At 37.7% G+C, this 20863-nt stretch carries 14 protein-coding genes and 1 pseudogene; 5 read left to right on the top strand and 10 right to left on the bottom strand.

The genetic code is table 11. The features are described 5' to 3' along the window. Positions 1–3: 3 nt before the first annotated feature. The 10 genes from V7L31_RS16550 to V7L31_RS16505 all read right to left on the bottom strand — a co-directional run bounded on the left by V7L31_RS16550 (position 4) and on the right by V7L31_RS16505 (position 11258). Positions 4–672 carry a class I SAM-dependent methyltransferase gene (locus V7L31_RS16550; protein WP_334697239.1) on the bottom strand — a complete coding sequence of 223 codons (669 nt, stop codon included), beginning with the start codon at positions 670–672 and terminating at the stop codon, positions 4–6. A gap of 5 nt (positions 673–677) precedes the next feature. Continuing rightward, the gene (locus tag V7L31_RS16545; RefSeq protein ID WP_334697238.1) at positions 678–1802 is read right to left on the bottom strand and encodes a glycosyltransferase family 4 protein; all 1125 of its coding nucleotides are present in this window, start codon (positions 1800–1802) and stop codon (positions 678–680) included. Between the two features lie 13 nt (positions 1803–1815). After that, entirely contained in the window at positions 1816–3054 is a 1239-nt protein-coding gene (locus tag V7L31_RS16540; protein ID WP_334697237.1) for an acyltransferase family protein, read from the bottom strand. Positions 3055–3059: 5 nt separating this feature from the next. After that, entirely contained in the window at positions 3060–4229 is a 1170-nt protein-coding gene (locus V7L31_RS16535; RefSeq protein WP_334697236.1) for a glycosyltransferase family 4 protein, read from the bottom strand. 110 nt (positions 4230–4339) lie between these two features. Beyond that, positions 4340–5122 (bottom strand): FkbM family methyltransferase, encoded by a 783-nt coding sequence (locus V7L31_RS16530; RefSeq protein ID WP_334697235.1) that lies wholly within the window; start codon positions 5120–5122, stop codon positions 4340–4342. 8 nt (positions 5123–5130) lie between these two features. Then, positions 5131–6279: a glycosyltransferase family 4 protein gene (locus V7L31_RS16525; protein WP_334697234.1), complete on the bottom strand. Its 1149-nt coding sequence runs from the start codon at positions 6277–6279 to the stop codon at positions 5131–5133. Then, complete coding sequence (locus V7L31_RS16520) at positions 6276–7649, bottom strand: hypothetical protein (protein ID WP_334697233.1); 1374 nt, start codon at positions 7647–7649, stop codon at positions 6276–6278. Before V7L31_RS16520 ends, V7L31_RS16525 begins: the two co-directional genes overlap by 4 nt. 581 nt (positions 7650–8230) lie before the next feature. Next, positions 8231–8926 (bottom strand): class I SAM-dependent methyltransferase, encoded by a 696-nt coding sequence (locus tag V7L31_RS16515; protein ID WP_334697232.1) that lies wholly within the window; start codon positions 8924–8926, stop codon positions 8231–8233. Continuing rightward, a complete protein-coding gene (locus V7L31_RS16510) occupies positions 8923–10050 on the bottom strand; it encodes a glycosyltransferase (RefSeq protein ID WP_334697231.1) in 1128 nt (375 codons plus the stop codon). Before V7L31_RS16510 ends, V7L31_RS16515 begins: the two co-directional genes overlap by 4 nt. Beyond that, entirely contained in the window at positions 10047–11258 is a 1212-nt protein-coding gene (locus V7L31_RS16505) for a glycosyltransferase (protein ID WP_334697230.1), read from the bottom strand. The genes V7L31_RS16510 and V7L31_RS16505 overlap by 4 nt, the downstream gene beginning before the upstream one ends. A gap of 1274 nt (positions 11259–12532) precedes the next feature. On the opposite strand from V7L31_RS16505, the gene V7L31_RS16500 reads away from it, so the two are divergent. From V7L31_RS16500 to V7L31_RS16475, 5 genes and pseudogenes are all read left to right on the top strand, one after another. Then, the gene (locus V7L31_RS16500) at positions 12533–14620 is read left to right on the top strand and encodes a GumC family protein (protein WP_334697229.1); all 2088 of its coding nucleotides are present in this window, start codon (positions 12533–12535) and stop codon (positions 14618–14620) included. 421 nt (positions 14621–15041) lie between these two features. Continuing rightward, positions 15042–16265, top strand: a pseudogene (locus tag V7L31_RS16490) (DEAD/DEAH box helicase); the annotation flags it as partial. Next, a complete protein-coding gene (locus V7L31_RS16485; protein ID WP_334697227.1) occupies positions 16243–18063 on the top strand; it encodes a hypothetical protein in 1821 nt (606 codons plus the stop codon). The pseudogene V7L31_RS16490 and the gene V7L31_RS16485, both read left to right, overlap by 23 nt. A 482-nt stretch (positions 18064–18545) precedes the next feature. After that, complete coding sequence (gene gshA / locus V7L31_RS16480; RefSeq protein WP_334697226.1) at positions 18546–19685, top strand: glutamate--cysteine ligase; 1140 nt, start codon at positions 18546–18548, stop codon at positions 19683–19685. Between the two features lie 325 nt (positions 19686–20010). Continuing rightward, a complete protein-coding gene (locus V7L31_RS16475) occupies positions 20011–20472 on the top strand; it encodes a tRNA (cytidine(34)-2'-O)-methyltransferase (RefSeq protein ID WP_334697225.1) in 462 nt (153 codons plus the stop codon). Positions 20473–20863: the final 391 nt, after the last annotated feature.

Genomic DNA, 20863 nt, shown 5'->3' with positions numbered 1-20863 from the left:
AGTCTATTGGGTAAGATTTAGCTTATAAGCAATCAAAATTATATTATCAGCGTAATCAAGACCTAGAATGCGAGTAATCATATATCTCGTTACCAAGTTTAAAAATTGCTGTTTCCAGGTTTGTCTTTCTGCTTCAAAAACAACTCTGTATCCTTCAACTTGCAAGCCTACACAAGTTAAATAAGCCCATAAATCATTGATGTTGTAACAATGAAGATGAGTCATGTCTGAAGCCAATGGGCTTCTTATACAACGTCCATTAGGAGTTTGTATAAATAAGACACCATCTGGAGCTAGTAAATCAATCAGTTTATGAATCAGACTTAAACCTTCTTTGAGTTGTAAGTGTTCGATCACATCTAGACATAAGATAGCTGAGTATTGATATGTTATTTCATCTAAAGTTGTATATGTATATTTAAATTCTTCTCCTATATCTTGTGTATGATAAATCTTTGAATAACCTGCTTGCTGAAATTTTCGCATGATTCTTAAGTCTCCTGCTCCTACATCAAGAACAGTATTTTGGTTTTTTATTTTACTGAAAATAACTTTCTCAACTTCACAAAGCTCTTGTGAAAAATACCACCTAAGTAGAGGAAATTTTGGTATTTTTGATTGTAGTAATTCTTTTCTTTTCCAATAATTCAAATAAACTAGATTCGGTTGCATATCATTTATAATAGTTGTTTATATACTTGTTCAGTTTGTCGAGCGGTGATTTGCCAATTAAAATGCTGGCTGCGGTTTTTGGCTTGATTGACTAAATGCTCGTAATAAGATTTATCGCCTGTTAATCGTTTTAACAAATTCACTAGTTCTTTAATCTCATAAATGGAAAAAGTCTCGCCACCATCGCCTAAAACTTCTGGCAAGCAAGTAGCTTTTGCTGCAAAAACTGGACAACCAACCACCATTGCTTCACAAAGTTGCAGACCAAATCCTTCGTATTTACTGGGATACACAAAACAAAGTGCCTCAGCATAAAGTGCTGGAATATCTGCATCATTTACCCAGCCTAAGAGTTTTAATCTGTCTGCAATACCTAGTGATTTACCCAATTCCGATAATGTATCATGCTGCTCGTCTTTGCCACCAGCAAGTACCAAATCTACATTATCTAAATTAGCTTGTGCAAAAGCATTAATCAAAAAAGGAATATTTTTACGTTCTTCCCAGCCACCAACATAGAAAATATAAGGAAGTTGTAATTGATATTTACTACGAACTCGTAAGCGTTCTACCTTAATTAAAGCCTGCTCAAAACCTGAACTGGCAGCTTCATAAATAACTGTAATTTTGCCTTCTGGAATCTGTAAATATTTAATAATATCTTGTTTTGAGTGCTGACTGACAGTAATAATATGCTCTGCCTTATTTCTGGCAACCCAATGATAGGCTTTAGTCTGTATATTTGCCAAACTAAACTGTTTATACCAAGGTCTATCTTGACAATAATAAACTTGGTCTATCACATCATGTAACGTTAGTATACGGGGACAAGGACTTGACCAAGGAAGACCAAAGTTTATTGGACAGTGTAGGATATCTACCTTGTCTTTTTCACATTGCTTTGGCAACCAATATTGCTCCCAGTAAACATAGCGCATAAAGGGAGCAATACGTATTTGGTAACTGTCTTTTGGTAACTTTGCCAAATGGCTTTTATGCAACGGCTGATCTGAATATAGAAAAAGCTTTATATGCAATGAAGATAACTCAAGCAAAAGATTAACAGTATAACGATTCCAACCTCTAAGTGTAGGGGAACTTAAGAGTCTAGCGTTGAAAGCAACTTTCATAATGCTTATAAAACTAATTTAACTGAAACTGAATCTTCAATTTTTTAGCAATTTTTACATGTAGATAGCATTCTAAAAACCAAGCAAGTGATAATGAAAGTACGGCAGCAACTATATTAATAGTCCAGACTAAAAACATGGTGTGAACATCATTCAATTTTAATAAGCGATAAACAATAATTATAAGTGGATGATGTATAACATATAGAGCATAGGAAAAAGAAGCAATATTTGTCAATTTTTTGAACCAATTAATTGGAATTTTTCTAAGCAGTAAGGTAAATGGTAAAAGCAAAATAAAAAAGCCCACTGATTGATAACCAAATTGTAATCCTTCTAAAGAATCAAATGTATGTTGTTGCCAAGCATAAGCGACAGTTATAACTTCAATTAAAAAAATCATAAAAAAAGATAAGTTATACCAATAGAGTTTCCTCTCTACTATTAATGCAGCTACTATTGAAGTAACCAGCGTTGTTAAAAGGATATCAGGAAGAACAGAAGATGATGTTCCATATTTATCAATAGCCATCTTCAATATATTTTGAGAGGAAAAAGCACCTAGAAGAAGGCATGAAGAAAAAAAACTATATGATATAAAACGTTTAGATATTAATTTTAAACTTTCTATGTTTTGAGCTAACCAAAGACCACTGAGCCAAAGTGTAAAATATCCTAATATCTCAAATGGATGAAATCTAAAAATAGCTGAAAATATGCCTGATATAATACATACAACTATTGCTATATCAATTTTTATATTTAAATTCCAAATTATTAAAAATAATAAATAAAATATAAATTCATAGTGAAGTGACCACAAAGCAAGATTGTTCTTAATCACAGGTACTAACCACCCTTGCAGGAAGAATAAATGACCTACAATATCTAATAAATTATAGGTATTTTCTGTAAAAATGAATGTTAAAAGTAAAGCAAATAAATAAATCGGATATAGACGAATTAACCTTCTAATAACATAGTTTTTTGCTTCTTTCCATGTAAATTTTTGGGGAGTAGTATAACCAATTACAAAACCAGATAGAACAAAAAATATCAACACTGCAATATGCCCAAATGAAGCAATAGACTTAAAAAATAATGATGGAGAAAAATCAATATTATTTGTAAACCAATAGGCTCCATTAATTAAATGAGTCATTAGAACTACTAAAGCACAAATAGCTCTTAATCCATCTAGCTGTTCAATCCTTTGTTTTCCTAATGCTTGAAATATTGAAGGGTTTTCCATATAAGTTACTTCTCCATTGCCTGATAAACTTGCTCAATTTGCGCGACTGTTATTTGTGGACTACAGTAACTTTCAAGCAACTTTCTAGATTTTAATCGCCGTTCCTGTTGCAAAGATGGGTTATTCAATAACTCTACAGTCCGTTCAATCAGACCTTGGTCATCCTCGCAAATACCAGCGTGAACCCCATCACAAGCTGGGATACCTTCTATACCATTAGATGTAGTTACAACTGGTGTACCTAAAGCAAAAGCTTCCATCACTTTAACTTTCATTCCGCTGCCTGCAACAGGTGCATATAACATCACATCTGTATTAGCAAAGTAGGGTAAAGTATCTGGTACATCCTGGTAAATTTCTAAGTCTTCTATCTGGGCAAATCCTGAAAGGGCATCTTTAGCAAACCGCCCAACAATTTGCAGTCTGGCATTAGGAACGCGGCGTTTAATTTCTGGCCATAACTGAGTTAGAAGTCTTTCAGCAGCAGAATAAGATGGTGCCCAGTTAAATCCACCAATCAACCCGACTACGGGTTGCTGGTTTATCTGTTTTTGTTCAACAAATGGATAGAACGACAACTCAATTCCTAATGGAACTGTATGAATTTGAGCTTTAGAGTTAATTTGTACAATATGCTTTGCTAAACGTTCTGATAATGTAATTATTCTGGGAAACGCCTTCAGCAATTTCTGCTCCGCCCGATAGGTGAGAAACCGTCTAAAGCGAGTTTCTAGAGAGTTGTTATATTCAAAGGCGCAGTCTAACGAAAATAAATAATGAATATTAATTACTGCTCGTTTCAAATGTTTAATTCCTAGCCAACCACTCCAAATATCTTCTAAATGAAGAATGTCGTAAGGTTTAGTAAGTTCTACAGCTAAATCTTGTTGTAATTCCGAACTGAATACATAGGAATAAGGACGCTGTAAAGTCTCAGCTTTTGCTATTATTCCTTGCCTATTTAGGATAAGATAGCAGCGCAAATCATAATCAGTTTTCGGAAAGAGAGTATTGACTTCAGCAATCTCTTCTAATTTTTTACAAGGAACAAATGCAGTTACGCTATGTCCATGTTCAACTAAACCTTTAAATAAGACATAAAACCATCGAGCTACCGCGCTACCAAATGGTAACGGTGGTACAGGCATAACTAGCAGAATACGTAATGATTTCATTTCTTACCTATTTAATATATAAGTCAAGTTTATCTTTTTGTGGTAACTCACACTATTTGTTAGTGAAATTACTTAGGTCATAAAATAAGTAGAGTATAGGTATTTTATATTTAGGAAGTTGGCTTAAAAATAAAATTATTTATGTAATTTTCTTGAGAATCTATTTCCAAAAAGTTATTTTGTTTAGCTTTTATACTCTGATAAAAATCAACTATTGGTGTCAAAGAAGCTTTGTATATAAAGCTGCATTCATATCCCAAATCAAACATTTGTTCAAAAACATCTTCTATAGATTTACCATCCAGATGTTTTTGCTCAACTTCCATGAGAATTATAGGCTTTTCTGTAAGAATGGTATTACGAGCGCCTTCAATTACTTTAGTTTCATAACCTTCAACGTCAATTTTCATAAAAGAAACATCTTTAAAGTTATAGTCATCAAGCTTGCGAACTGGGACATCGATACTTATCTGTTCACCTTTTATCTCTCTGAAGCTACCTAATCCAGTAGTTAAGCTGCCTAATTCCCTAACTAACTGTGAGTAATCACCCAGACTGGTAGGAACGTGTAAAGTTAATGAACCATTAAAATTAGCTAAACCAACATTGTGGACACTAATATTACAAGCAGATGTTTGACTATAAAATAGTATATTTTCAGTACACCAAGATTGAGGTTCAAAAACTTCGACATTATCATATATTTGAGCAAGTGCATAACTATAGATACCTACATTTGCCCCTATATCAATTGCCCGTTTGCGAGTACCTCCTAGCTGCTCAAGATAAAAAATCTCTTTTTCCAGTCGGTTTCTAATTTTATGATATTGGTATTTAATTGGTAAACGTAATGATTTGGGAAAAAGCTTAATTAAAGTTTCTTCAAATTTCATATTTTTTTCTAAAAAGCTAGTATATTATTTTCAACTGTTTGCAAAATAGACTTTGCCATATCGTCCCAATTATAGCTTCGTAATTCTTGTGAAAAAGAAGATACTAATTCGCTGTAATGTTGTTTATTCCACCGCCAATTTTGAAGTCGCATCGCTAAATCAACAGCGTTCTCAGGATTAGGAATCAACAACTCTCTCAACTGCAAGGGATAGCGTTCTGCAACTCCAGCCATGATACTGATTATGCTTGGTAAACCACAACAGAGAGCTTCATGTACTCCCAAGCCATAAGCTTCATAACGACTAGGGGCAACCAAGCAATCAGCTGCCTGTAATAAATTCGGAACATCAGTACGAAAGCCCAGGAAATGAATGCTGGAACTGATGCCTGCAACAGCAGCACGGTGTTGCCATAGTGTAAGTTCTGCGCCAACCCCAATTACTACCAACTCAGCATCCCAATCTGGTGAAGCACACAACTGTTGCCAAGCTCCAAAAAGCGTATCGAATCCTTTACGGCGATCGCCTAAAGCACCAATAAATACTACGATTGCTTTGTCAGTAGGCCATCCTAGCTGCTGACGCAGTGCTAGACGCTCTTTTTGTGTAGCTGGATAAAAAACTTGTGGATCGATGCCATAGTAAACTTTATGGAGGCGTTGCCAAGGAATCCCCAATCTCTCCATCAAATCTCTTTTTGTCCTATCTGAATTAACGATAATTATCCGCGCGGATTCTAAAGCTTGTCGTTCAGTTTTCAAAAAGAGTCGATGAGAGATTGAACCTTTCAACCAATGTAGCCAGCCAGTTGAATTGTGAGGTCGGTAAGCTGCATGAACATAATGCACCCAGTTGATATCTTTCCATTGGCAATTACCTCCATTTACTAGCACTCTTCCTTCTACATTTGCCAGACGTTGCGCTAAAATACACCCCATTCTATTCACTAAGGGACTACTAAATAAATAAGATTTGGCTATCTTGGGTACTTGATGAAATTTAACATTGGGATAAGCTAACAACTCATTCGCTACGTGATGGGCTACTAGATGTACCTCTTGCCCTTGTCTTGCTAAGTAGTCAGCTAAAGCAAAATTGGCTCTGTCCATTCCACCTGTTCTGGCGAAATCACCTGTTACCAACAGATAAGACTTCATACTTGAATAGTTTTTAAGAGTTTGTTATCCACAATTTTGCTATTTCGAGCAGCCACAAACAGTAAGGCATTCAATAACCAAAATTCCATCCCGCCCTGACTCATAAATAGAGGGTAGTTGAAAGTAAGCGCCACAGCACCAATATTATAGGCAAAAATCAACCCACCCCAGAGTGCAAAGTCACCCAATTGGCGATTGGTGGCAATATTCCAAGCAGTTTTACACGCCAAGTAAAGTGCAGCAATATAAGCAAATATCAATGGTACTCCCCCATCAAGCAGCCATCCTGTCCACTGAATTTCTACCCAAATAGGCTGGGACATCATGTCAGTATTATCGCCAAAATAATTATTTATCATTCCCCAACGCCCCAGACCTGCTCCCAAAGGATACTGAGGCAGAAGGGTTTCAATAGTAGTCTGCAAAAAATTCCCCCGGCTTTGTTGGTAAACTTCTTGAGGAGAAGCAGTAAACAAGCTAGATAATCTTTGCTGTGTTGACTTTCCACCAATCGCAATTGCCCAAAAAAATGTAGCTGCAAATAAGGATGTCACACCCGATACCATCACTGTCAAACGCGCAATTTGACCCGTCCTCATTAACACTATTGCTAAAAAAACTATAGAAACAGCAGCTAATACTAAAACAGAACGGATTTGAGTCAGATAAATGCAAAACAGACCAAGGGCAGCGCTACCGATACTAACAATCCGTAAAATTGGGCTTTTGTGTTTGAGTGCAATCACAATACCAAACAAGAGAGCATAAAACCCAGCAGTTGCTGCCCCTCCGGGTGTATCAGTTAACCCCATCGGTCTATAAATCTGTTCACCATTACCTAAAGTGATCAATAAGTTGTCTCCCTCGTAAATACTGTTCTGAATAAATGTGGACAGAAATGGTTGAAATTTCCCTGGATAATATACTTGTAAGACTCCAAAACTGGCACTCAGGGTGTGAATACCCCAAATGAGAAACATTAAGCTCTGAAAACCAATAGGGGTAATTTTTAAACTTCTTGCCCAAAAGAGAGGACTAAGAATAGCAAGATACATGGCGCATTGAGCTATTCCTGCCGTTATGGAATTCATGTAGGGATGCAAGCAAAGCTGTAACAGCATGATTGCCAGTACTACAATTGCTGAATTAGTAGCGGGATGTTTGGAACCTTTTGAACCTAACCACATTAACAAAAATATTCCGAAGGCGAAGGAGATAATTCGCATCGGCACTCGGATAACATTGATTTGTGGAAATAACTGCAATATCTGAATAGTAAACTGTAGCAGGATAAAAGTGTGTGCCCATGTCCAGTTGAGTTTTGTCCATATAGAAGAAGTTGATAAGGTTTGGCTTGTTTTTATAATCATGAATCTATCTAAGTAAGTCGGTGCTAATATTTCCAGCTATGTTAAGGAATTTTAATGTAGAGTGTGTTGTCGCCAAGCGCCGCACCGTCAACAATCTCAGGTGCGTTGCTATAAGGCATAGCACACCCTACAGCTAATTTATATTTATTCATATACATTGAATTTTTCTCACTTACTTACATAATTGAAAATCATAAACAAACTAAATTATTTTTTTAAATCAAAGCTTATAATTTAGTTTCTTTAAAGGCACTATCTGTAACAATAGTAGCAAGCCATCAATTAACGTGAAATGATTTAATAGTACTCAGTTATACAGTGCGATATTGTGATAAATAATGTGTGTATTCAGGTTGTTTTGTTATCCTTTGTAAGCAACTTTTATTAAAAAAAGATTCCAGATTGAAACTTTTTAAAAGTTTCATAATATTAACCTTTATCTAGGCAATATAGGACTAATATTTTATTTTTGAAAAGGTCAGTACAACTCGGAAAGCCTAATTCCCTATTTCGTATTCCCTACTCCCCACTCCCCGCCTACGTAGATAATTTCAAAAATCAAATACGATTCCTATATATGGTTACATCTTCAGTTTTTGCCCTATGCAGAGGATATTGTCGCTAAATGCCCGTCCATGAAAACCTAGACTTTTGGGCCAGTGCCACGATGTAAAGGGTATACGACCACAATGGCTGTATTCTATTTGAACTTCAGTTAAACCGCACTCCGTAAATATTCGGATTAAATCAACTTCCAACAATGCAGTTATATGTGTGGGATAAAGACCTGCTGCTTCCTGAAAGGCGTTGAACTGATTTTTTAGTATTAAAGTTAACTTACTGAGTAAACTCAACTGATTAGGCGTGGTGACAATCACTAATCCTCCGGGCTTGGTTAACTTGACTAGTTCTCGTATAAAAGCCCGTGGGTTTTCTAAGTGTTCAATAATTTCAACTGCACACACCACATCAGCATACCCTTCTGGCAAAGGTACTTTACCAATATCTAAATTAAAGGGAATAAATTCTGTCTGTATTGGTAAATCAGTATAATGCACAGCATCCACACCAACATAGTAGTCGAAGCGATCGCCCACAAATGACCAGAGCTTACCATTACCACAACCAACATCTACGAGTACACCACCAAGATGTGGTTGTACTAACGTTCGAGATACCATTTGGTAAACAAGCTCGCTACTAGTACCGAGGCTTTGTCGCGCTCGGTTTTCAACATCAACTTGTGCTATTTTTTTACTATCAGTAGATAAAATCATGCCACAGCCTTATTTTCAACAACTTTAGAGAGAATATTGTAAAGCCGAGTTAGTTGGTTTAGAGGATTGCAGAAATGCTCCGCACGTAATTTTCCCCCAGCCGCCAGAGTTACTCTTTCACTAGGATTGCTGATTAGCGACCCTAAAACTTTACTCAAGGCATCGATATCATTTGGTGCAACCAAGCGCCCGCAAGAATCATCAACGATTTCCACTACTCCGCCCATAGCTGTCGTCACTATTGGTAAGCCAGCATAAAGGGCTTCTACAAAAGCGATCCCAAATGGTTCTGCGCCAGTATTAGGTTGACAGTGAATATCAGCAGCAGCAAACAGACGCGGCACATCAGCCCGTTGTCCTAAAAAGCGCACTTGTTCGGTAATACCAAGTTGTTGCACTTGCACCTCCAGCTCTTGCAGATATAGAGCCTCATGAGAGCGTTGCACTCCCCCAGCTAACCAATATATCCAACCTGGTATGTGGCGCAACTGTGCCAAAGCAGAGAGTAACATACTTTGTCCCTTCCATCGCTCTAGGCGAGATGCCTGGACAATAACTATCGCATCATCAGGTGTATTGAGTTCGGCTCTCACAACGTGGCGAATCGAGGTATTATTGCCAATATTTGCATAGGCTACTGGCAGATAAAGAGTTTCGCTGTCAATTTTAGGATAGAGTTTTGGTATCCCAGCTTGGGTGTAACGGCTATTGGCAATTACCAAGTCTGGTGGAACCTGTTTAGCCCATTCTTCTAAAGGATGCGTGCTATTAGGCAAATCATGACACCAAAAGACGAGTGGTAGACGGTTAGCTCTGACAACTGAGCCAAAAATCACTTGCGGCCAGCAAGAATGACAAATCACAACGTCAAATTGCTCTTGCCTCAATAGTTGCTCGAGTTGCAACCTAGCTTTCCATACCGTCCAAGGACGACTAACTCGCACGTTGCCCAGCAGATGAACGTTTACATTCAAATTTCGCAGTTCATTTGCTAATCTACCCTCAAAACACAAAGCGAAGTGGGGCTGCATCTGGACACATAAACTTCGCTCTTTTGCCAGTGTTACCAATAGCGTTTCTATCCCGCCAAATAGGTTTCCCGCATAAATATGCAAAAGTTTCATAGCAAATTTACTGGTTTTTGTATACCTGTATCGTTCCACTGTTCGCTCAAAACTTCTTCATAGAATTCAAAACTTCGTTGAGCCATAGTTAGATGGTTAAAATACTCAGACCGTTTGCGGCAAGCCGTTGCCAATCGGTTACGTAGACCAGGCTCGTAGAGCAGACGTTTCGCTGCTTTAGCTAAAGCAACTGGGTTGTTAATTGGTATAGTCAGTCCTTCCTGTTCATGTCGGCTGACCCAAGGGACACCACTACCAGGAATATCGGCATTGATGACAGGACAACTACTCGCCATAGATTCGACTTGAACTAACCCAAATCCTTCACTGCGTACGTTAGAAGGAAACCAAAGAGCTGTCGCAGCATGATAAGCACCTATAAGCTCATCTTCACTCACATGACCTAACCAGACAATGCGATCGCTTACTCCCAGTTTTTCCGCTAGAGTCTTCAGTTCTTGTTCTAGAGGACCAACGCCAACTATAATTAGTATCCCTGGTACCAGAGTTAGGGCTTCAATTGCTATATGCAATCCTTTGTAATAGACTAGTCTACCAACTGCTAGCCAGATTAATTCTCCATACTTCTCCTTTAAATAAGAAGTAAAATTCACTGCTTTCTTGTTGGGTTTACTGTAATTTTTAAAGTCTATTCCAAGGGGTAGGTTATTCAATTTATGACGATACAGCTGCAAAAACTTTGAGCCTTGAATATATTGCAAGCTAGTTGTTAAAATTCGGGAACTTTCACTATAAATTAGATATTCAAAAGGACGTAATCCATACTTTAAAATTTTTTGCTTAATAATATCACTATGGTGTGTAATTATTAAAGGTACGTGCCTGCGTAGCATAGTTAAAGCTAAGAGCATTGTTGGATTAGGGGTATGAATATGAAGTACGGTATTTGGTTCGTTAAGCAATTGGGAAAGTTTGCTGAGAATTTCTGGACAGAAATCGAATCGCGCAAATGATAAAAGGCGACCAAGTCGTGTAACGTGTACACCGCAATCAATCTCATTAACTGTCTTAGTTTTAGTAAATAAAGGTCTTTGCTTGTCAAACCCATTTACACAAACTACATGGACTTCTGCACCCAAAGCCGCTTGAGTTCGAGCCAGAGTTTGAACGTGTGTTTCAATACCTCCTCGGTCTGGAGGATAATATTTAGACAAATGAACTATCCGGTAGTTTAGTGTTTTCAGCATCTAAATTAAATGTGTTTTAGCTATATTTATTGAAGAAGAATTCAGAATCAATTAGTGGTGGATTCAGATCCGCTACTGATTGCAGATGACTAAGCCTTCGTTTAGCGAGTGTCTTGAAGAAGAGGAAAAGGTACAGGTATTTTGTCCCACATAAATTTATGATTTATGAAAGTTGATTTTTATTCTCAAAACGTTTTTTAGCTTTACTTTTGAATAACTTAAAAGCCTTATTTATCAAAGCTTAAAGCCTATTTTTTTAGAGATGTTTTGAGTCTAATGGAATGTGTGTTTAATGGTGTTGCAGAGATGGCTGATGCACGAGATGAATTGAGGGCGATGCTCTCTCTCAACCTTTTTGCTTTTCAGTCACCGCTCGTTTCTCTAATTTAATGACACCAAGTTACTTTGTAATTCGTAGCTCTACGCGTTTAATGAACTCGCTCATCCTGAACTCAGTAATCCTTTTAGCAATCAATGACCTCAAAAAAGGGTGTCATCTGTAGCTCTACCCTTTTACTGAACTTACCCATCTCGAACTCAGTAATTTTTCTAGGGTGCTATTAGTAGTCTCAGTAGATAATCGCAAGAGTGGGTGAAAAAATGAGCAATTACAGACGTTTTCTGATGGTTAAGCCACAGTAATTGATACTGAGTGTCTGGTGTGGTTAATTAAAAAAAATACAAAGCATTGCTCAACAGCGCGGATGAGTCTGGGAATACAGCAATTTTAAATTTGGCTCTCTAAGAGGATATTTGAAAAGTTTTGGGCGAATATAATGACTCTGTTGGCGAATTGCGATCGCTATCCTCTAACTGCATATTTCATTTCTTGGAAGTCCCTTAGCAGATGAAAATAAGGTCAGAGAGGTATACACAGTGTCATATTTTACGACACATAACACAAACATTTTTTTAGTGAAAAGTTAGTATACGAGTTACTGGAAGCCATCGACCTTTCAGGTATTGTAGACAAATGAATCCTTATGTTCAGTATTTAAATTACTACTATTCAGTATTTTCACTAGATGTTTTTATTTATTATTCATGTAATATTGTTCTAGCTCCAACACTTGCTAAGTAATATAGTCTGTCTTACACGCGGAAAGGGGGTGTGTTTGATTTTTTATGATTACTTAATTCCAGCTTTTTAGGTTAGAAAGCGAAAATATAGATTAGGTTAGAGGCGTGTAGTCCTAATGTAGTATTTTTTTAAAGACCTACACCCAATTGATTTAGAAAAAGGGAAAGATTCAAACTAGTAACTAGTAAAAGACATGGAAGAACATTTACAATATTGGGCTATTCTTAAACGTCGGTGGTTACCTACCTCTATAGTTTTTACACTGCTTTTGGCATTGAGTATAGGTAAAACTGTAATAGAAACGCCAATTTATCAAGCAACAGGCCAGCTAGTTTTAAAAAAGAATTCTACCTCTTCGCTAACAGGAGTAGGCAACCAATTAGGACAGTTAGAGAGTTCTGTAAGCGGTAGACCTTTGGGAAATGAGGTTGCAGTTCTGCATTCTCTACCCATAGCAGAAAGGACTATAAATTTCCTCCACCTCTCTCAAAATCCTTTGGATTTTTTAAATGCTTTACAAGTGAAAAATATTGAAGGAACCGATATTTTAGAACTTTCATACGCAGATACAGACCCAAAAAAGGCTGCTTCTATTGTTAATACTTTAATGAAGGTCTATATAGAAAATGATATCAATGCTAACCGCGCTCAAACTAGGTCTGCTAGAGACTTTATTGCCCAACAACTGCCACTGAGAAAAGCTAAATTACAAGCATCTGAACAAATGCTGCAATACTTTAAACAGCAAAATAGAGTTTTAGATCTTAAAGCAGAAGCGGCATCAAGTGTTGGAATTCTTACCGATTTAGACAAACAAGTAGCTGCAACTAGATCTGATCTAGCATCTCAAACTGCACGGATGGAATCAATCAAGCAGTTGTTTGGTGTAAATTCGCAGCAAGCTGTAGTTGCTGGTTTTGTGGGTGAGTCTCCATCAACAACTTCGGTTCTCAAAGAGTTACAAGATATCCAACAAAAAATTGAAATTTTAAGGCTGCGTTTGACAGATAGCCACCCCACAGTGATTAACCTTAAGGAACAGGAAGTCATTCTCAAAAAAGAACTTCAGCGGCGGATAGAACAAAGTTTTATTGGTGGGGCAGGGCGTTTTAATCAAGGTAAAAATCCTGAAAACATTGTACAACTTAGACCCCAGGGTTTACAACAAGGAATCCTTGGGAACTATGCCAACGCTGAGGCAGAACGTCTTAGCTTGCAAGTACGACTGAAAGCTTTAAGTCAAGTTATCACGTCTTACAGACAAAGGGCTAATACCTTACCAAAGCTAGAGTTACAGCAGCGACAGCTAGAGCGTGAGATAGCTGCAACTGAAGCTAGCTATCAAAACCTTCTAGCTCGTTATCAAGAACTTCAGGTGGCAGAAAATCTACAGGTGAGTAACGCTTTGATTGTGACACCTGCATTAATCCCAGGAGTGCCGATTAAGAATCGTCAATATATAAACTTGCTACAAGGTTTGATTGGTGGAATTTTATTAAGTGGAGCCACTGCTTTTATTTTGGAGAAATTGGACAAAACTGTCAAAAACTCGAAATCAGCTAAAGACTTATTGGGGTATAACTTACTGGGTTATATTCCACCATTTAACAATAGTAATCTCATCCCAGAAGTAATTGTAAAGAACAAGCCTGATTCCCCAGTCAGCGAAGCTTTTCGGATGTTACAAACTAATCTGAGAGTTTTTAATTCAGAGCAACTGATAAAAGTTATTGTGGTATCGAGTGCTGTACCTAAAGAAGGTAAATCAACTATTGCTGCCAACCTAGCTGTTTCAATATCTCAACTAGGACGTAAGGTATTGCTGGTAGATGCAGATTTGCGTAATCCTAGTCAACACAAAATCTGGGAGATCCAAAATGAAGTTGGCTTAAGCCATGTTCTCAAAAGCCAGTCTAATTTAGAGCGGGCTGTTCTTGAAGTTGCACCTAGCTTAGACGTTTTAACTGCTGGTGAACTAAATCATAACCCAGCCGGGCTGCTCGATTCTAGCCAAATGGCTATATTTGTAGCACAAATCGCGCAAAAATATGATTCTATTATTATTGATAGTCCTCCTTTAACATTAGCTGCTGATGCGACTATTTTAGGCAAACTTGCAAATGGAATTTTGTTTGTAGTTCGTCCAGGAATAGCTGATTCCAATAGTGTTTCTTTATCTAAAGAACTATTGGACAAGGCTGACCAAAATGTTTTAGGTATAGTGATTAATGGGGTCAAGGCTAGCCAACAATACTCAAGTTACACAATGAGTAGCGTTTGAGTATGGCAGCAAATTACAGGAGCATCTTTAACATCAATTTGGAAACGGAGTTTATAGTAGTCGATTATTTTCTCAAATGATAATTTCAAGTCACTAGAAACTTCTTTCTTTCCCACACTTACCAAAAGAATTAGGACTTTTAGTGCAACAACACCTCGATAATAATTCAAATATTCTGACTAACACACCACAATTTAGAGCAAAAATACGGGACTAGGAAAATCGTACTAAGCAACTTGATACTTTAATTTCTTTAATCGATCCTTTTGCTACACTTCCCACTAGCAAAAACCTGCTCATAGTTCGCATTACTAACTTGCAGAAAACAACGGAAACCTACAAAAGCCAATTTATAGAAACTCAAAGTCAAATACAGGAAATTGTTGAGCGTTTACAGCAGAAATTAAAATATATATCAAATGAACGAGATTGGTGGCAGTCAACTTGGGAAACCATTCCTGATAAATTCAAGCCTGAAGTTGATTCGACATACTTGTTTTACCTTGACTTTTTACACAACATAAAGATTAAGTTTTAATATTGGCAACAGCAACTCAAAAATGAAGAAGCTTATCTCAATCGATATCAGCACTTTGTTCAAAATTGGATAGCAAAATTAAGAAACCCAAACGAGTGCGATCGCAACGATTTAAAGCGCATTTATCTAGATAATGCCAATGTCGTTGGTATCACTTGCATTCAATCTGCAAATTACAATTTTTCACAAGAATTTAAATATTTTGATGTCGTCATTATTGATGAAGTTAGTAAATGTACTCCTCCAGAGTTGTTAATCCCCGCATTGAAAGATAAAAAGCTGGTCATGGTAGGCGATCATCGACAATTGCAACCTATGCTCGACACGAAGACTTTAGAGGAAGTTTCTCAAGAGATTGGCAGTACAAAAAATACAGAACTACAATTATTGCAAGAATCATTGTTTAAAATTCAGTTTAAAAGTGCTAATGATAGCATCAAACAAATGTTAAATATTCAATATCGAATGCACCCAGTAATTATGGGGGCAATCAATCAATTTTATGATGGTAAACTAAAATGTGGTATCTTAGAGCCTGACACTAAACGCACACATAATTTAGCAGGTGAAATCATCCAAGAATATCACCATCTTATCTGGGTAAAAACGCCTGGAGGAGATGAGTTTCAAGAAGAAACTACAGGAACTTAATTCTTTAATACTCTAGAAATTAATGCGATTGAGCGTCTATGTCAGCAATTTGAAGCTACTTGGGCTTCTAGAGTTGCTAATGGTGAACCAAAAAAAGAAATCGCCGTGATTACTTTTTATGGCGCTCAACTCAGAAAAATTGATGAACGCCTACAATCTAAACATTTCCCATCGTTGCAAATCACCACTGGCACAGTAGACTGATTTCAAGGTATGGAAAGACCTGTTGTGATTGTGAGTATGGTTCGCAATAATAATAGAGGAGACGTAGGATTTGCCAAGAAATCAGAGCGGGTTAACGTTGCTTTTTCTCGCGCTCAAAAATTACTAGTAATTGTAGGTTCTCATTCGCTATTCACTCAGCAGCGTGGACAAATTGGGAATATGTACTCCGAAGTTTCAAACATCGTGCGTCTACATGGAGGTTTCGTTGATGTTTCTCGCCTCTTCTGCTAAACCGATTGATGATAATCTCAAAAATTTTGTAGACGAAATAGAAGCCCAAAGTCCTAGTTTATCTGTTTTAGCTGCGCGTGAATTCCGCTATAGTTTGCGTCAAACTTCTATAGAAGTAAATATCAAAGAACCCCGCCAGTTTAACGTACTTGAAGAATTTATTATCCGCGCTGCTATTGAATTTCAGCCTCCACCAACCGAAGATGAATTAGCCTCTGTACTTGGACTGGATTCTGTATTTATCAAAACTACTACTGCAACTCTTCGGTCATTGCAAACTCTATCAGCAACATCGCCACTAACAGTTACTCCTGAAGGACGTTCATTTTATGAAAAAGGTTCTGTACCACAGCCGCCATATCCTATACAAATTAATGCTATTACAGACCCTTTAAGCGACAAAATAACCTTTCAATCTGAATCCTTAAATGAGACAGTGATAAAACTGCCTGACTTAGCAGACTTTATCACTATTGATAGTACAATTACTGATATTGCTTCCTTACCGCTTGAGCAAATCCAAAAAAGTATTCAAGCTTCAGGTTTAGCCCTTCATGTACCAGAAGAAGGAAAAATCGTCACTTCCTATAAGGTACTAGCTTCAACTCAAAAATTTTGGAGAAAGATATCGCTTTTTGTTATATTTGATGCTCTGGAAGATAAGTTGAGAATTCAAATAAGAAATGGAAAGCAAATTTTAGAGTCAGCATCAAATTGGTTAGAAGTTCTACATAATGAAGGCAAAATATCATTACAAGCATTATGTAAATTTTCAACCGAAACTATTGATTTTGAACGTGAAGCCATCCTCAAGCAGAAAAATACTGAAATAGAAGCTAGACTCGAAAATATTCGCCAAAAGGTCTTAAAAACTGGCGATTTAGTAGAGACTTCTAAAGTGTTGGGCGAAGCCGTACAGGTACGCGATGGAAAAATTTCTCAAGTCTTTCTAGAAGTTTTAAATTCAGCTAAAAGTCAGGTTTTAATTTATTCGCCTTGGGTGTATCAAGCGGTTGTCAATGAAAAATTTTTAACTCTGTTGCAGAAACTAGCTAATCGTGGAGTTTGGATTTTAATTGGACATGGAATTGCGCGACAAATAGAAAATGAAGATAAACCAATTTCACCAGAAATAGAGAAAAAACTTCGAGCAATCAAAACACCTGATGGTTTACCATCTGTGCAGATTTTCTGGTTAGGAGATTCTCATATCAAAGAAGTAATAGTCGATCGCCAAATACATCTTTGTGGCTCTCATAACTGGCTATCTTATCGCGGTGATTACCTACCAAGAGGTGAGTCAGTTTATAAAGTTACAATTCCCCATCAAGTTCAGGAAGCTTATGATTTTTTGGCTAATCGCTTCCAAAATCACGCTCAAAATTTATGGCAAAATGCTCTAGAAAATCATGATTCTAAACTAGCTATAGAGTCTTTGTGCATTTGGGGTGCGCTAGGTATGGAAGATATTGCACTCAAAGAGATACAGCAAAACAATTGGCTAGAACTTCTGTCTGTGTGGTTACATATAGCACTTCAGGGGCTAAAGTCTAAGAATATACAATCTGATTCGGAAGTTTTTAAAACGGCACTTTCGTTGCTAAATCAGGTTTCTATTGAAGAGGCTTTTATTGAGTTATTGCAACAAGGATGGCGTAAAGTTATCGGCGCGATCGCAAGTCACAATCCTCAAACTGCTTTAAACTTACTTAATGATAAAGTCTGGGTGCAGTTTTTACGTCTCAATATTGTTCAAGAAAGTGATTCACCTGCTAATTTTATATCCACAAATACTTGAAGAAGGCAGAAGGCAAGAGTTTTTTCACTTATACGGTTCAAACTCCTTCTAAAAAAGAGCCACCAAATTTAAAATACTATTTATTAGCATTATACCTGCTGTATTATGTAATATTACCACCCTAATGGTACGCAGGCAAAATGAATATATCTTGAGATGTAGATATTTTTTTCAATAACTAGCATGAGGTGTCTAATAAAAACTTATAGAAGGATGTGTGTTTGCTTGACCCCAACTGTCTGAAAAACTGATCTTTTTCTAACCATATATACGTCTATTTGTACAGCGTATAAATCATGATTAAGATATTTTTCATACTTAGGTGATAATAATTTTACTGAAGATAGTTCAGAAATCTGTAATTCCGATTTCCCATAAATTCGCAATTAAATGATTCTTAACCTTTGATTATCTAAAAAATAGATCCAGATATGCGTCTAATTCGATACAATTTATAGGTAGAGAGAGCCGAGGAGAACAAAGTGGTCTTATTAAAAGGCTTTGAGATTGAGATGTACACTGGCACGCCTCAAGGTGAAATCGTCGGTCTCTCCGACAAAATTGTTGCCGCGTTGGGCGAATTTATGCGGGAGCCAGATAGCCGCAACGTCGAATACATAACTCAACCATCCCATAATTACGAAAATTTATTGTGTGCCTTGCTGCGTCCCCGGCGAGTGTTGCGAAACTACCTCAATCGCTTGGGCGATTACACCCTGATACCGGGGAGTACTTTATCTTTGGGTGGGAGCGATCGCTTTCTCCGCTCCGATCCAGCAAATCCCTATCATGACTACATCGAGAACACCTACGGCACGAAAGTAGTCACCGCTAGCGTCCACATAAATATAGGCATCAGCGATCCAGAAATATTAATGCGGGCGTGTCGGGTGATCCGCATGGAAGCGCCTCTTTTTCTCGCCCTCAGTGCCTCATCTCCCTTCCTGGATGGCAAAACTACAGGCTATCACTCCACCCGTTGGGGACTCTTCCCCCAAACGCCTAGCCATGTGCCGTTATTTGACAGCCATGCCGATCATATCCAGTGGGTGGAGGATCAACTCGTTGCCGGAACTATGCAAAACGTGCGGCATTTGTGGGCATCAGTTCGACCAAATGGCGATCGCCGTCCATACAACTTGAATCGCCTAGAACTGCGAATTTGCGATTTAGTCACAGATCCCATTGCCTTGCTGGCGATTACTGCCTTATTAGAAGCGCGTTTATTGCAAATAATCGAAAATCCCAATATCGATCCTTTAACTCAAAGTACCTTCTCTCCTGAAGAACTCGTCACCCTGACTACTGAGAACGAAGTGGCGGCGGCGGCTGGTAGTCTCGATGCTCATTTGAGGCATTGGCAAGATGGCAGAAGCATTGTCGCGAGAGATTGGATTGCTCAAATTTACCAAGAGGTTTGGGCGATCGCTAAACAAAAAGGCTTTAGCTGTTTCCTTTCCCCTCTGCAAAAAATCCTTCGCGAAGGCAATGAAGCTCAACAGTGGTTGCAATTACACACAGTCGGTTTTGACAGCCAGCGCGTCATCACTCAGGCTATTATTGCCACTCAACAGCGCGAAATCGAACTCGAAAATAAATTGTGTTCGTCCTTGCTTGCTTAACTCAAAAGGTATTGGGAATGGGGCATTGAAAATATGCAGAGGGGCGGGGGGCGGAGGGGAAAATTCTTCTCCCTGCTCCCTCGTCTCACCTTTTCAAACAAAAAGACACAAGCACTTAGTTTTTCTACACAAAACTTAATATTTACCGATTTCAGGCAAATATCCTCTCAGGCATTGCTCTGGGAGGGTTTACGATTCGTTTTAAAAATCTAATCGATTGAGGATACTTGATTATTATTAACAAAACCTATGAATCACCTCTGCCTTTTGGTAGATTTAACATTGACAGTAGATTGTTTTATACAATACGTAAATTATACGGACAATGCCCCAGGTAGTTTTAGTGAACCCACAAATCCCTCCTAATACAGGTAATATTGCCCGTACTTGTGCAGCCACAGATACAGAGTTACATTTGGTGGGGCCTTTGGGGTTTGAAATTAGCGATCGCTACCTCAAAAGAGCAGGCTTAGATTACTGGCCTTATGTCAAACTGCACTATCACGAATCGCTAGAAGCCTTTAAAAACGTACATCAGGAGCGTGGAGGCAGATGGTTAGGTTATACGGTTGGTGGAAACTGTAATTATGTAAGCTTTCAATTTCAACCTGATGATTGGCTGCTGTTTGGTAGTGAAACCACAGGCTTACCACCAGCAATTCTGTCAGATTGCGATGCTACTCTCTATATTCCCATGAGCCAACCGGGGGTTCGCAGTTTGAATCTGTCAGTAAGTGTGGCAATTGGATTATTTGAAACCCGTCGTCAGTTAGGCTATTTACAATAGTTGTTTACCTTTATGCTTATAAGTATATTTACTTAGATAATATCCAAGAATCTATCAACTGATTTATTTGTGGCGGCAAAAATTTTCTTGGTGACAGCAACAATATGTAAAACAATATACCGAAAATTGGATTTATCCCCGAAATGTAGTGGAAGATACTTACAAGTATGGGAAGGTTATTATAAGAAATTTGTATATAAAACTTGGGATATTGCCAAATTTGAATGATAGATTTTGATGAATTTGAAACATCCTAAACAAGGAATAAAATCCCTATAACCTGTTCATCTACTAGATTTGAGCTATTATTGCTCAATAAGGTACAGAAAACAGTCCAAAACTAGCCGATAGTTAATACGGTTGTTTTTTAGGGAATAATCAACGTAAAGTC

This window comes from Nostoc sp., from assembly GCF_036916655.1.
In the GTDB taxonomy this organism is placed as follows: domain Bacteria; phylum Cyanobacteriota; class Cyanobacteriia; order Cyanobacteriales; family Nostocaceae; genus Nostoc.
Note: the sequence above shows the minus strand (reverse complement) of the source record. Positions and strands in the feature narration are given on the sequence as shown.